This window comes from Dictyobacter alpinus, assembly GCF_003967575.1.
GTDB classification, from domain to species: Bacteria; Chloroflexota; Ktedonobacteria; order Ktedonobacterales; family Ktedonobacteraceae; genus Dictyobacter; species Dictyobacter alpinus.
In genome coordinates this window covers 3498730-3513788 of the sequence record NZ_BIFT01000001.1, presented here as the reverse complement: position 1 = coordinate 3513788, position 15059 = coordinate 3498730, and the positions used below count along the sequence as shown (strand labels likewise).

12 protein-coding genes and 1 other annotated feature are annotated in these 15059 nt (G+C 51.1%); of the genes, 1 reads left to right on the top strand and 11 read right to left on the bottom strand.

The genetic code is table 11. From position 1 onward, the window contains the following. Window positions 1-96: 96 nt before the first annotated feature. From EL633_RS13975 to EL633_RS13965, 3 genes are all read right to left on the bottom strand, one after another. On the bottom strand, window positions 97-882 hold the full coding sequence (locus EL633_RS13975) for an SDR family NAD(P)-dependent oxidoreductase (RefSeq protein WP_126627766.1): 786 nt from the start codon (window positions 880-882) through the stop codon (window positions 97-99). A 161-nt stretch (window positions 883-1043) separates the two neighbouring features. Then, window positions 1044-1625, bottom strand: a complete 582-nt coding sequence (locus tag EL633_RS13970) for an SRPBCC family protein (RefSeq protein WP_126627765.1) — start codon at window positions 1623-1625, stop codon at window positions 1044-1046. Between the two features lie 238 nt (window positions 1626-1863). Continuing rightward, window positions 1864-2106 carry a hypothetical protein gene (locus EL633_RS13965; protein ID WP_126627764.1) on the bottom strand — a complete coding sequence of 81 codons (243 nt, stop codon included), beginning with the start codon at window positions 2104-2106 and terminating at the stop codon, window positions 1864-1866. A 278-nt stretch (window positions 2107-2384) separates the two neighbouring features. Between EL633_RS13965 and EL633_RS13960 the strand changes: the two genes are divergently transcribed. After that, a complete protein-coding gene (locus EL633_RS13960) occupies window positions 2385-3845 on the top strand; it encodes an IS4 family transposase (RefSeq protein ID WP_161982015.1) in 1461 nt (486 codons plus the stop codon). Window positions 3846-3991: 146 nt separating this feature from the next. On the opposite strand, the gene lysS is transcribed toward EL633_RS13960, so the two are convergent. The 8 genes from lysS to EL633_RS13920 form a co-directional block, all read right to left on the bottom strand. Further along, complete coding sequence (gene lysS, locus EL633_RS13955; protein WP_126627763.1) at window positions 3992-5680, bottom strand: lysine--tRNA ligase; 1689 nt, start codon at window positions 5678-5680, stop codon at window positions 3992-3994. A gap of 110 nt (window positions 5681-5790) precedes the next feature. Continuing rightward, entirely contained in the window at window positions 5791-6876 is a 1086-nt protein-coding gene (locus tag EL633_RS13950; RefSeq protein ID WP_126627762.1) for an isocitrate/isopropylmalate family dehydrogenase, read from the bottom strand. 109 nt (window positions 6877-6985) lie between these two features. Continuing rightward, window positions 6986-7254 (bottom strand) — a binding site (T-box leader). 223 nt (window positions 7255-7477) lie between these two features. Beyond that, complete coding sequence (locus tag EL633_RS13945; protein WP_126627761.1) at window positions 7478-7759, bottom strand: hypothetical protein; 282 nt, start codon at window positions 7757-7759, stop codon at window positions 7478-7480. Between the two features lie 613 nt (window positions 7760-8372). Then, window positions 8373-9395 (bottom strand): DMT family transporter, encoded by a 1023-nt coding sequence (locus EL633_RS13940; RefSeq protein WP_126627760.1) that lies wholly within the window; start codon window positions 9393-9395, stop codon window positions 8373-8375. A 528-nt stretch (window positions 9396-9923) separates the two neighbouring features. After that, window positions 9924-11351 (bottom strand): hypothetical protein, encoded by a 1428-nt coding sequence (locus EL633_RS13935; RefSeq protein WP_126627667.1) that lies wholly within the window; start codon window positions 11349-11351, stop codon window positions 9924-9926. Window positions 11352-11843: 492 nt separating this feature from the next. Continuing rightward, window positions 11844-12979 (bottom strand): IS630 family transposase gene (locus EL633_RS13930; RefSeq protein WP_126627759.1). Its coding sequence is split into 2 segments (ribosomal slippage): window positions 11844-12559 and window positions 12559-12979, totalling 1137 coding nucleotides; the frame shifts between segments, so codons are not numbered across the junction. A gap of 63 nt (window positions 12980-13042) precedes the next feature. Continuing rightward, on the bottom strand, window positions 13043-13555 hold the full coding sequence (locus tag EL633_RS13925) for an AAA family ATPase (RefSeq protein ID WP_126627758.1): 513 nt from the start codon (window positions 13553-13555) through the stop codon (window positions 13043-13045). Window positions 13556-14545: 990 nt separating this feature from the next. Continuing rightward, complete coding sequence (locus tag EL633_RS13920) at window positions 14546-15040, bottom strand: 3-isopropylmalate dehydratase small subunit (protein ID WP_126627757.1); 495 nt, start codon at window positions 15038-15040, stop codon at window positions 14546-14548. Window positions 15041-15059 lie beyond the last annotated feature (19 nt).

Here is a 15059-nt window from a genome sequence, read left to right as displayed (position 1 = left end):
GAGGCAAAACTGGCCCATGAAGCAAGAATTCGCGCCGCCACGGTGAGCGGCGCGAAATGTTTTAAACTGTGATATTCACATTAGTCCCCATCTGTCTTATTGGGGTTTATCGCCCTGATCCCAGTCAAGTGCCATTTTAGCGCTGGTGCCGCCGTCGATGTAAAGTATCTGACCAGTGATAAAATCGGCGGCATCTGAGGCCAGAAAGGCCACGGTCGGGGCGATATCCTTTGGACGCCCCACACGTCCTAGAGGAATCAGGCTATTGCCAAACTCGGTGGTATAGTTGGGGATCTCATGATAGCGTGGTACCTCGATCAGGCCTGGTCCGATGGCATTGACACGGATGCGCTTAGGAGCAAGTTCAATGGCCAGTTCACGCGTAAAGGCGATAATGGCGCCCTTGGTGGAAGAGTAGACTGAATGGCGCGTGAAGCCAGCCTCCCCATGGACTGAGGTGATATTGATGATACTGCCACCTCCCCGTTCCTCCATGGATTTGATGGATTGCTGGGCACAGAAGAAATAGCCACGCATGTTCAGCTGAAAAACCTCATTAAACATCTCTTCAGTGACATTCTCAAATTTATCAGCCCGCGTCACACCGGCATTGTTGACCAGAATGTCGATACCGCCAAAGTGATTGATCACACTATCCACCAGATGCCGACACTCCTCTACCACACCCAGTCTGGCTTCCAGAGCCATCGCACTTCCCCCCAACCGCTCAATCTCCCCCACCGTCTCATGCGCGCCAGCGGCGCTACTGGCGTAATGCACCGCCACCTTTGCTCCCTGACGAGCCAGTTCAATCGCGATCGCCTGACCGATCCCAACGCCTGCCCCCGTCACCAGAGCCACCTGTCCTGATAGTGTACCCATGATCTTAAATCCCCCTCGATAAGATGTCGAAAACGTACTCGGATAACCAATCTGACTATTTGGGTATAAGTCTATCACGCACCAAACCCGAAAAGAAACACGATACGCTACGGTGGGTAGCAAGCGACCCTGTGACGATGGTCATAGGGTCGCTTTTTTTGTTAGCTTCTTTGTGATTTCTGGATATAGCTGATAGCGATGGCAGTACCAACCACGGCGGCGAAGATGACCAGGAAGGCGGTGGCGTTATTACCGGGACTATATTCTTCTCCTTGTACAGCGGTAACCTCTTCATCCGAGACGCCCAGGAGGCCGCTCAGGCTATCAAGCATACTACCATAGATACGCTTGAGGCCGAGGGGAGCAAAGGTGCGCTCAAAGAAGCCTTTGACGCCTGTAGCACCATCCCACTCACTGGTGACACGGACACGAGTCTTGCTACCATTGTTGAGTGGTGCCAGGGACCAGGTGGTGATCAACGATGAATTATCATCACTCTCAGTCAGGACCGAGCCACGGACCGCCTCATCGACATGCATACGGTAGACGCGTTCACGGTTAGCGGCCCTTAAGAGATAGCTGATAATGGTGCCACTCCCCTTGCCGCCTTTTTCTACGGTGTAGTCAAAGAAATTTGGAGTTAACAGCTTTGGACGTTGCACTTTATAATCAGAAAGAATCGCATAGACTTTTTCGGGTTGTGCATTAATAATGCGCTCTTCGCGAGCGAAAACTCGACTCATACAATTCCTCACATTCTCTTCTCTACAAACCATCCACACTGAAAATCGTGTTGAAAAACAGCACAGTTCAGGTGAGGCAACCTTCCAGTTTTTGAGTACATGCACATGCTTATTTATGCAGCATTTAGAGGGTACTCTCTCTCATCATAGCACGTACTGAGAAGAATTGAGGCGTCAGAAACAATGAAACGATAGGAGGATGTTAATAGATGGGAAAAGACCGGGGCCGTGAGAATTTTTATCTCACGGCAGCAGTGGGGTGTTCTTCTGATTGCAGGCAGGCATAGATATTCAAAGTATCTGCCAACTGTATTTTGGTCCAGGTCTGCAACGCCGCTGGTACATCAGCATTTTCAGGCGTGCCGGACGTGGTCTCTCCGGTTTTCAACTCCACAGGTAGAACATACGAGGATGATTGTTGCTTGTTCTTGGCCGGCACATAGATGAAGAACTCATGGGCGGGCAATGGGTAATTACTCATCGATGGATACTCCTTATGGTTGGGCGAAGGCACCTGGCCTCATCCATAGTATGCCAGCTGAATATGAAGAGATAATAAAGAGAATGTTATAAATCTGTCATAAAGGGGCTTTTTTTTAACATATCCAATGGGACCAAATAAATCGTAAAGGCAGGGCTTGCCCCCAATACTTTCAACTTAAGCATGAGAAAAAAGAGGGATTGATGAGAAAAAGAAGTTCTCACTTCGTCATAGACAGAAGAATCTACGTCCTGTTTTTTGATGAAAGGAACTTCTTCATGCCTAGCTTACGCCATGTGGGCCCCAATGACAAGATCTGCGCCTTGATTGATATGAATGTTTTCGAGGCCTGTTTCCCTGCCACGCTCATTGCTGATATCTTTGGCGTGCCTTCCCACCAGCAGACCAAGCGTCGACCTCGGCGTGTGCGTCAGTGTACGCGCCTGAGCATCATCCTCTTCCAATGTTGTTGTTCTTACTGGCGTCGCTCTTGCCAGCAACAGGTCTGGAAAAAGCTTGTCGATGGGCTGATGGATCTGCATCCCACCATGCGTGAGCACCATATGTCGGCTCAAGCCTTAGCCGCACAACGTGCACGCTTAGGATCTGATCCCTTTCGCCAATTGCTGGAGCGTGCTTGCCGCCCGCTGGGTGATGCCCTCACAACCCCGAGCGCCTTTTACCAGGGATTACGGGTGATGGCCATTGATGGCACGCTCTTCAATGTTGCTGATACCCCAGCCAATGATGCGGCCTTCGGTCGATCAAGCAACCAATACGGCAAAGGAGCCTATCCTCAGGTGCGTGCCGTGATGCTCATGGAATGTGCCAGTCATGCCGTCATCGCTGCTGCATTAGGAGGTTACCATTGGGCTGAAGCGCATGGAGTGCGTGAGGTCATGCGATCGGTGGTGCAAGGGATGCTCGTGCTCGGCGATTGTGGCATCTTCAGTGGGATGTTAGCACAAGAGGCCAGAGAAAAGAATGCGCATGTGCTCTGTGGGCTTTCCCGTACGAGCTTACGCCATCGGCATACCGAGCTTTCTGATGGAAGCTACCTGGCGATCCTCAACCCCAATCGCAAAGCCACGTATCGCGCCACAGAGAAACAGACCGTGCGAGTGATCGAATACACCCTCACCGATGAGCGCCTCGGGAAGCCAGGACGCCTCTATCGGCTGGTCACCACGTTGTTAGATGAGAAAGCGTCTCCATCTCATGAGCTCATCGAGCTCTATCAGCAACGCTGGGAGGTGGAGCTCATGATCCGAGAACTCAAAAGTGTGTTGCATGAGCAGGTCAAAGTGCTGCGTGCGAAAAAGCCCGACGGGGTCAAGCAAGAAGTGTATGCTCTGCTGCTGGCTCATTACAATCTGCGATTTTGGATGGTCAAAGCGGGGGAGCAGGCAGGCATTGATCCCTGCAGGTTGAGTTGTAAGCACGCATTAGAGGAGTTGCGCCTGCGGGTCGAGCGGGTCGCAACATGGAGTCAGCAGCATCGCGAACCGCTCCTCGATCGAATGATACAAGAGATGAGTACGCATGTCTTGCCTGACCCCATATTGCGGAACAATCGAAGAGAAATCAAACAGGTCTATAACAAACACAAGCCAAAAAAACGAGGGAAGCCAGCGCCAGCTCCCTTCGAAAAAACGGACACCTATCTCTCTTTTGTTGTCATTCATGTCCGGGAGATGGGAACGCAGGACGCATCTCTCCCGGACACAAAAAGTGCTTAAGTTGAAAGTATTGGGGCTTGCCCCTGCTACCTGTTCACGTCTGACCCGCCGCTTAAACACGTGCCTTTGTGGCTGGCAGATCCAGGCACATCCAGCCGATAGCTTGTCCCTGGTTGTATCGGCACAGCCAGGGACAGGCTCTGTCTTTAGCGGGTGGCCAGTTTGTGGTCCTGGGTCTGCTGGCTCGCATCGGCGGTTGGAGGCGTCAGGAGCTGCTTGGCTCGTTCGAGTCCGATGGAGAGTAAGAGGGTCGGGATACGTGGACCGGTGTCACGACCACAGATCAGGGTGTAGAGCGCGATGAAGAAGGAGCGCTGCGCCAGCTTGAGCTCTTCGTTGGGTGGCGTATCTACGGCCAGTCCACGAATCACTTTGGGTATGCTGTACATAAGCTCGGAGAGTGCGGCCAGGTTCCAGGAAGCATCCAGGTGCTCGGCTAGCATGCGCACGCTGGCCTGGTCCAGTTCGGAAAACTCAGCGAAGGACTCACTATCAAAGCTGATGTTGATATGGGTACGCTCGTCATCGGGCAGGTAGCTATTAACCCAGTTTAAGGCGCAGGTGAAGCGTGGCTCTAGCTGGCTGCGTAAAGCTTCCAGGTTCTCCATCTCCGGTAGGGTCTGTGAGATGATGCGCAAGACCTGATCCTCATTGGCCTGGGTGACATCAATCACCGAGGTTAACAATGGGAAGGGGACCGCGTTATGGGTATAGACAACCTCTTCGGTACTGGTCCTGGTAGCACGCTCAAAGAGACGCTGGTTGCTCTCATTGGCCGTCCCCTTATTGATCTGGCGCACCAGGGCATCCCACTCTTCATACATGCGCAGCAGTCCCTGACCATAGTCGATGTCAAAGGCCTGGTTATTGGCGCGGCGGGCATAGAGCCAGCGTAGGATAGCAGGCTCAATAATATCCAGGGCCGAAGAAATGGTCGCGGTAGTACCGACCGAGCTAGAGATTTTGGAGCGACCGCCCATCCCGACAAACGCGTAGCCGACGAAGTACGGAGCTTTGACACCATAGACCTTCTCGATAATGCGCTGACCGACAATATAGCTACTACCCGGTGAAGCGTGATCCTCGCCGGCTGGCTCAAAATCAACCTGCTCATAACTCCAGCGCATCGGCCAGTCGATTTTCCACAGCAACTTGCCATCAATGCGCTCGTTCAGGCTATAACCACCCTCATGTCCACAGTTATCGCAGACATAGGTCAATGCGGCATCTTCATCGCGATACGAGGTCAGGCGTGTCGTGTCTTTATGGCAATTGTCGCAGTATGGCTTAAAGGGATAATAGGCGGCGCGGCGCTCGTCCACGGTCTCCTTCTGGCCTTCCAGGTTCTGATACTCAGCCAGAATATCAAAGATATCAAAGCGCTGCCGAATCGCTGCCTTGATCTGCTCGCGATAATCCCCACGGCGATAGGCCTCAGACTGGCGGATGTAGCGCGGATGAATGCCCAGGCGGCCCAGGCCTTCCACAAAACTACTGATATAGCGTGTGGCATAAGAATCATACTCGCCAAACGGATCCGGGATATCGGCATAGGGCATACCAATATACTTCGCATATTCAGTCGGAACGCCAGCCGGCACCTTGCGCAAACGATCATAATCGTCCCAGGAATGCAGATGATCCACCTTCCAACCACGACCACGTAGCTCCTCCGCCACCAGATGGACCGTCATCGGCTCACGCAGATTTCCCAGATGGACAGGACCTGACGGACTAATGCCCGAGGCACAAACAATCGTGGCGTTCTCGCCCTTACGCTGCCGCACACTTGCTTCTACACGGTCAGCTACTTTCGTTACCCAATCAGCTTTCATGATAATTTGTTCTCTCCAGAATATATGTTTATGTTGTCTTTTTTTTTATATGTGTTCGCCCAGCCACGATCGTGTTGATGGTTGCGTTACTTACGATACGATCAGGGATATTATGGCAGGTGGGTTTTGATGGCATTCACGAACTCGGTGGTGCCGGCCTGGCCACCCTGGTCGACAGGTAACAGGGTACCCGCTTGATAGGTTTGTTGGATGGCGGACTCTAGTGTTCGTGCCTGTTCATTATACCCCAGGTAATCAAGCAGTAATGCGCCCGATAGCAGCATGGCGGTTGGATTGATGATGCCTTTACCAGCCAGATCTGGCGCCGATCCATGCACTGGCTCGAAGTAGGCATAGTTCTCACCATAGCAGGCGCTGGGTGAGAGTCCCAGGCCACCGATGGTACCACTGGATACGTCGGCCAGGATATCACCATGCTCGTTGCCCAATACCAGTACGTCCAGGGACTCAGGCGATGCGACCAGGCGGCGCGCCATGTCATCAACCAGAAATTCCTGATAGGTTAGCTCAGGATGCTGGCTGACCGCTTCTTTGACGATACTACGGAAACGGCCATCGGTACGCGGCTGGATCGAGTATTTGGCGCCCAGTGTGACACGACCAGGATAGCCGGCGGCCAGGCGTTTCAGCGCCAGTTCACAGGCGTAGGTCGCCACACGCTGCATCTGCTCGTCCGTACTGACCTTGAGCGAGTAGGCCCCCACTTTATCGACCGGAGGGGCCAGCCACCACGAGCTACTGCTCGGCAACGCGTCCAGTTCCGCGACATCACCTTCCCGTGGAGGATACATGCCCTCCAGGTTGTCACGCGCAATCACATAATCGATACGCTCAGGATTGAGCATAGGACTGCGATAACCAGGAATCCAACGTACCGGGCGCACGTTAATATACGTCTCTTTATTCCAGCGTAGATACCACAGGATAGGTCGGCTGGGACCACCACTGGCACCGAACAACGTACAATCGGCCGCGTCGATCGCTTCGCGGGTCACATCTGGAAACGGCGTACCGTGGGTCACCTGCGCCTCACGGCCACAGGGCGCCTCCACAAAACGTATCTCAGGTACCAAGCTGCGCAATATCTCAACCGTCGGACGCATCACCTCAGGAGCCGCGTCATCACCAGGAATCACACACACCAGTGGCGGGGACTGTACTTCTCGACGACTCATCGCATGCCCTCTCTTTCGCTTCTTCACAAGGGATCAGCAAACAAACAACGATTCAAGCGCATAGGATCGGATAAAGTACAGCACACATAAAAAAGCCCTTCATCCTCCCAATAAGGACGAAGAGCGCAAACTTTCGTGTTACCACCTGTATTCACTGCTACCTCACAGTAACAGCCTCAGCGGGTATAGAAGCCTATCAAGCCGGCATCTATACACCAATCCATCACGGGGACCACCGGCGAGTTCTACTCTCATCACATGATTTCTTCTCGCAGCTCCAGGGTCTTCTTCGCGGAACCTCAACGTGCAAGCTTCTCAGCACCCGCCTGCTCTCTGTTCGTCGCAGCTACCCGCTACTCTCCCTGTCAAAGCCTTTTTCCATATAGCATTGTTATTGTAGCTATTTATAGCACGCCCCCCATATTATGTCAACAAATACCACCATACTATCCCTCACAGGGCGTCATCTATGCTGCGCTTTTCTTTTTGCGTTCCTGGTAGCCAACCCAAAATGCATAGAGATGGAATCCCAAAAATACAAAAGCCAACGATAAAGTTATCGCATCCGGAATTTCCACATGCCAATAATAGGCAAAAAACACTAAACCTTCCATAACAACAGCAACAGCCCAGGCAATGAGACGAAAAAAACAGGCTGTCTATGCCATGGTACAAAAACACCCGTCTCCCGCATTGTTTTCTTGCTATTCACCCATCTGAGCAACTCAGAACTTAACAACCCAATGCCGATCAGCAAACTACTCGTCACCGTTGGAATGTGCTTGTTATTGTCAAAAATGATGATCCCTATAACAGACAGAAATACAAGCGTGGCAAAAACAAATAGAACAACTTGTAGCCGCGTATATCGTTTTTTATTCATATGGCCCCATACCCTTATTTTCATCCTGATAATCCATAACCGATACCTGGATTTTTACGGTCCATATGACAATTTAGATTCATGCATAGGGCTAAGATGAAGTCTACGCCCCTCATGGTGGATGGTGCCGACGCCCATATCTCCGCGTACGTTCGGCATCATCATGAGTGGCGATCCTATGCGCGATGGAACGACGTGAACAGCGGGCCGAGCATACGCCGAGTGGGCGCCACACGCAAGGCCGGCACGCGGCTTTTTCGACGGCGATACGTGTTTAGAAAGCATCGCATGCCTGTGGCGCCTACACCATTCATATTTCTTCAACCCTGATCACTCGGCAACGTGTTAGCTGGCAACCATGCATGTAAACCATGGAGGTGCGATTCTGCCATTCCACACGTTCCTGTTCAACTCCAGCATCACCAAAGATGATTGGTGTAGGCGCCACAGACATACATGCCATTATGCACGTATCGCCGTTGACCAGGCTGTATGTCGGCCTTGCGTGTGGCGCCCACTCGGCGTACGTCACGCTGGCTCATGACGCCCCTGGCAGTCATGATTAGGTACAATATATCGTGAAACGAAATGGTGCGAGCAAAATAGCATGCCGTTATGCCGAGGTACAATCTTCTACCGGTGGGGCTATGACAATCTCTGGCTGCGGCGTTTTGCGCGGTACCAGGAATGGGATTGAGCCAGTGGTGGAGATCCAGGAGCCTGCGATGATCAACACAAAGCCTAGCACCGTGGCGATGGTGAGTTGCTCTCCAAGAATGGTGACACCCAGGAGGACAGAGACGGCGGGATTAACATAGGTAATCACGGTCCCACGGCTGGCTCCAACTTCGGCGATGAGGGCAAAGAAGGTTGGCAAAGCCAGGGCGGTACAGATCACGCCGAGGATGAGCAGGCTCACCAGCACACTCGCGCTGGGCACGCTACTGGGAAGCCGCGTCAGAATCAAGGGCAGCAGCACAATACTTGTGACGCTACATTCACCAGCCGCGACAGCAGTTCTGGGTAAATCAACCAGAGGTCGATGCTTGAGCATCATGGCCCCGATCGCATAGCCAGCCGCCGCAAGCAGGATCAATATGGCACCAAACCACAGCTGACTGTCTCCTCCAACATCGAAACCTAATAAGACAACCAGACCGACCAGACCAATCAAGAGACCAATGAGGCGCAGGCCAGTGACACGCTCGCTTTTATCGAAACCCAGCGCGATCAGCGCTACCATGATCGGATTAGAGGCAATCAGCAGGCTGGTGAGCGAGGATGAAACATGTTGCTCGCCATAACTAATCAACAGGAACGCCCCAACCATATGGATCATCGAGAATAGCAGGACCATGGGCCAATTTTTGAAGAGTGATCGTAGCGCCTTCTGATGTGCCACCATCGGCAACAACACCATAGCTCCAATTAAGGCACGAGCAAACACCACCACCGCCGGATCCAGTTCACGTACAGCAATTTTGATAAAAAAGTAAGGGATGCCCCAGAAGACAGAAATAGCAATAAAGAGTATCCAGCCCTTGCGTGTCATAATAGCTCCCATATCTGTAGTTAAATCGCCTGATAGCAATAGCTCTTGTTCATTGGGAATGATACCATATTGATGGACTTGCAAAAAGAGCCTTTTTTACATGCAAGAAGGGGGCCATTTTCCTCAACCATCAACCTCCACGCGTGACAACATAAGAACGTAAGAACGTAAGAACGTAAGAAACATAGTTTTTAGGGAAACGTAAGAATAAGAACGTAAGAAGCCAACAATCTCTGCTTATCTGGTTTAGCATAAGAACATAAGAACATAAGAACGTAAGAAAATATATTATTACAGGCAGAAAGTATAGTAACGTAAGAATAAGAACGTAAGAAGGCTTGATAGTTGTTTTGTATTTCTCTCCTTGCAAAGCTAACCGTATCTTTTTGTCTACTTTCCTTGCAGAGATTAAGTACCTTTACGTAACAACTACTTCTCTCTGCACAAATAAACGTATCTTTTTGTCTACTTTTCCTTGCAGAGATTAAGTACCTTTACGTAACAGTTAATTCTCCTGCAAAGCAAAAAGTACCTATTCGTTTAATTTCCCTTACAGTGATTAAGTACCCCTTATCGTTCCTTATAATATATATAATATCCCCCCCTCATGAGTCATCCCCAATTTTTCTGAAATCGCTCAAGGTCTCGGATGAGTGAGCAAACCGTGAGGGGATCATCAGAAGGTGGGAGGAAACAACCGAAGCGGGGACGGTCATCGTTCCACAAGCGACTGAGTGCCCATCGGATCCGATAGAGTGGTGCCTGCACGTGCAGGCACCGCTTTCCGGTTCGGTGACATCGGAAGCGCAAGAGCGCTTGCACGAGTTCGTGATGCCTCGGATCAAGCAAGGAAAGCAGGAAGGCATAGACGAGCATGACCATACCAAGCAACTTGAGTCGAGCTTCTAACGACCACAACCGAGGACATTCCAAGGCCAATTCACATTTCGCATAGCGAAAACTCACCTCAATTTGCCATCTCCGACGATAACTGAAGAACACATCCCATGCTTGCTCTTCGGTGTGGACTGGCTCATTGGTGATCAAATACATGATGCCTTTTTTGACCCGCGCTTTCACGAGAAACAATGGTTCGTGCGTCTGAGGATGGCGAAGGGCTGTCCACCACAGATCACAGGCCATCTTTTCTCCCGTTCTGCCATCCCAGATCTCTTTGTGCGCGCGATACTTCTTCCCCTGGCCAATTTGCCACAGCTTCTTTTCCTCTCCGGCCAGTGTCAGAAACACGTGATGTTTGACCCAGCGGATAATGAAACGGGCCCGATACTTGGCGAGCACGCGCAGCCAATATCCTGAGGCATAGCCGCGATCAAAGACATGAACCAGCAAAGAACCCCATTTCCTGACACAGATCCGCAATCCCTCTTCTTCCGCATCTCGGAGCCTGGTGGCAAAGACGCCTTTGGTTGACCACCACTTCGTGACTGCCAGATGAGGAAGCCCTTGCATTCCGACAATGAGTGCAGCATTCCACTGCATTCCCATGACCCTGACCGGACGAGCAGCAGGCCAATTGAACACGAAGCCCCGCTTTGTCCGCTGCCGCCTCTTGGCTTTACTCGAGAGAACCGGGCAGAGTCCTTCCAACTTTTCGCTTTCGGCTTTCTCCAGCACACTTCCATCCCAGATGCAGAGGATCCGCTTGCATTGCTCTTTGAGGGTGCGTACCTCCTCATCCGCTTTTTCCAGCAGATAGTGGTCAATGAGTCCTACCGTCCACTTCACGGATCGCAACAGCTTTCCGACCCGCTTGGTGCCTGCGGTAGCACTACATGCGTAGCCATCATAGCCTTGCAGATAGGATCCAAGTTCACTTATCCACAGGGCTTGCGGGTTATTGCGCAAGCGGATGATGGCGACCAGGCATTGCAGCAAGGTGCGCACCAACCGTTTGTCTAAGACATCATCGAGCCTGAGCAAAAAAGGCTGCAAAAACTGTTCAAGCAACTGAAGCAGATGCTGTGATCCCCCCTGCGGATCTTGTTCCAAGCGTTTGAAGGTTTCTGACAATTCTGACATAATAACGATGGATCTCCTCATTTAGTGATTGTTTGCTTTTCATATTCAACAGTCTAAATGACGAGATCCATTTTGCCTAGCCCTTCTTTTTTGCCTAGCCCTTCTTTTGAAAAATTAGGGATGACTCATATATTATATGTATTTTTTGTTTATTATAATTAACAGTATTCGTTTTGTCAAGCTTTTAGTAACTTTAACAAATTAAAGCATAAAAAATAATCATAAAATTATTTAACAAGTATTATATGTTTCTTACGTTCTTATTCTTACGTTGCAAGAGTTAAGCAGAGATTATAGGCTTCTTATGTTCTTATTCTTACGTTCCCCTAAAAACTATGTTTCTTACGTTCTTACGTTCTTACGCTCTTATGTTCTTACGCTAAAATAGATAGTAAATAGCGTGAATGTTCGGCGCTTTTTGAGGAGAAACCTGGGAAATCGGTGTCAGTCATGGGAATCAGCCACAGAGCGTCTAGAGAAACTAGTACTCTGTCATTGTTCAATTGATGGGTAGAGGCGTTTGAGCTTGATGCGAGCATCCGCGGTGGTGAAACGCCAGTTGATCGTTACGTTTGCCTGGTTGCGTTCACGCTGCCAAGCATCCACCTGAGCGGCAAGCGCCTCTCTGGTTGGAAAGCGATCGGACAAGCATTGACGCGCTAAGATGGACAGTTCGATCTCGGCCATATTCAGCCAACTCCCATGCTTGGGCGTGTAGTGGATTTCCAGTTTCTCGGTCAATCGGCGGGCCTCGGCTGGTTCAAACGTCTCGTAAAACGAAGAGGGAGTATGGGTATTGAGATTGTCCATCACCAAGACGATCTTCTCCGCATGGGGATACTGGACGTCAATGATCTCGCGCAAAAAGAATGCCCAATCCTTTTTCGTGCGCCGCTGGCTCACGCGCACCTGACAAGCCCCGGTTTCCGGTTCCATTGCCACAAACACGCTGCACACTCCTTTCCGTTCGTACTCATAATCGATGCGTTCGGGTTCACCCGCTTCCATCGGGATCGGCTCCCGGGTATGGGCCAATACCTGTTTACTCCCCTCATCCATACAGATCTTTGGGCACTTGGGATCATATGGACGCTGGTACACCTCAAGCACATCTTCCATATGATACACAAACTCCGCATTGGCCTCGGGGGGAATACAATACTGGTTCTTTAGCCACGGTTTGAGTTCATTTTTTTTAAGGTCACCCACACCGTTTGATGACTGATGTGATCGACAAACCCCAGTTGTACCAATTTGTCCGCGAGCAGGCGCATCGTCCAGCGTTTTTGCCCTCCTTCCGTCTGACTACACGCCAGCGTGACCAACTGCGCTTCCAGTTCCCCATTCATTTTCCGTTTCTCGGGTCGTTCCGGTTGGGGACGACGCACGAGCGCATCCAGCAGCCCTCCCTCCACAAAACGTTGCCGAACTCGTCCTACGGTTGCCGTTCCCACTCCCAGGGCTTCGGCAATCTGTTGATCTTCCCAACCCGCTCCTTGCTCTCCCTGATCGGCTTTTAGTAAGATCCTCGCATGGGTCTGGATGCGCGCTGGCGCCTTGCCTCCTGTGAGCAAACTCTCTAACAGCTTGCGTTGTTCTGCGTCTAACTGAATGGTATACTTCTTCATGGATGCCTCCTTGAGCTTGGTTTTTTATTCGTAACTCAAGGATACTCCTTTGGTCTCCATTTATCAAATCAAGGATGACAGAGTACTAGTTTGGGTAAGCGTAAGAATATCATCGACCACTTGAACAAGGGGTCGTGTAGCGTCTATTGTTACGCCGCTGGTGGGAATGGCTCCTTTTGTTTGATGCAAGCGCACAATAGTTTCCAGCTCCTCTGGTCTTCCGCCCCAGTCAGTTGGGTCCCGTGCCACTCGCTCATCAATCCGCCGAAGACAGGTGTCAAGGTCGACATCAAGGATAAACACGCCGTCTAATAACTCGATGAATTGGGGGAAATTCCTCGACGCACCGCAGAAAAAGGTGACCGCCTCATCCTTGTTCGCGATGAAGGCTTGGACTTTCTCTATATCCCAAAGGGGGGATAGGTGGAGATCAGACGTGAGGGCATCCGGATTGCCTTGATACCTCAATTCCCGGTCACCATGAATGGCCTGGTAGCCGCGCCGCTGCAATTCTGTACAAACCGAAGTTTTGCCGGTGCCGGAAACGCCCTCGATGAGATAATTCCTTTTACCCATAGGTCCATCTTACCTCGTTGTAGTCATAGCGACTGCATTTTTGTATGTTTCTCTATCTTCTTAATAGTAACCCCATGGCCGCCTTGAAGGTGGGAAAATAGACAGCATTTCCAACTCCAAGAAGAAGTATACCAGATGGAAAAGAAGGTTCTCTAGACATTGGGCCGCCGATTTTCCAGGCTTCACCTCAAAAAGTGTCGAACATTCACGCTATTTACTAACAGATAAGCAGATATTTCAGGCTTCTTACGTTCTTATTCTTACGTTTCCGTAAAAAATTATTTTTCTTACGTTCTTACGTTCTTACGTTGTGACAGATAATTGGATTGAAGACCAGAGACCAAAAAAGTACGCGATGATTGGTTGAGAATATGCGCAAAGGACAATACATTCAATTTAGCCATCTTACACAACGTGGGAACTCGGCGTGTGAAGCCGGCCTTACGTACGCCGTGTGGGCGCCACACGCAAGGCCGACATACAGCTTTATCAATGGCGATATGTGCATAAAAGCATGTATGTCTGTGGCGCCTACACCAATCATGTTTCTTCAAACATGATCGTTCGGCAACGTCAGGTTCGCCATCACTCATCCAAATCATGATCGTTCGGCAACGTTCAGGTTCGCGATCATGCACCCAAATTATGATGCGTGATCTGATTCGTACAGGAACGGGTCTAGATGGATGGACATGGAATGCCAAACGTTCCCCATCCCTTCCGCAACACCCAACGTGATTCGTGTAGGCGCCACAGCACTGCGTCTCGTTCAAACACGTTGGCCCACGTAAACGTAGCAGTGCGGCCTCGCGTGTGGCGCCCACTCGGCGTAAGTAGGGCTCGCTAAACGCGCCCTCCCGGCGTACGTAAGGCCCGCTAAACGCGCTATGCCATCCAGAACAAGTACACGAACTATGATTCGTGTACTTGCCTGGTCCGTTGGTTGAAAACGCCATCCCGTCTGGTCATTTTGGGGATGGCGTTTGAGGGTTAGTAGACGAGTTGGCCGTCGTTGGCTTGAATGTAGTTGATGATGCCTCCGGCGGCTACGATGCGGGCGACGAAGGGGTCGAGCGGTTCGGACTGGAAGGTCTGGCCGGTGGTCAGGTTGGTAATCTGGCCGGTGGTCAGGTTTACGTCGAGCTGCTGGCCGTCTTCGCTGTTGAGGACGGCTTCTTCACAGACAAGGACGGGCAGGCCGATGTTGACGGCGTTACGGTAGAAGATGCGGGCAAAGCTGCGGGCAATCACGACTTTGACCTGGTTGGCCAGGATGGAGGTCGGGGCATGCTCGCGTGAGGAGCCGCAGCCAAAGTTGTGTCCACCTAGCAGGATGTCGCCCGGTTGTACTCCCTGGGAGAATTCGGGATAGGCTTCGTACAGGCAGTATTTTGCTAGCTGGGCATGATCGGTGGTAACGTTATAACGTCCAGGTATAATCAGGTCGGTGTTGATGTTGTCGCCGACTTTCCAGATGCGTCCCATGGGTGTGTGTCCTTTCGTT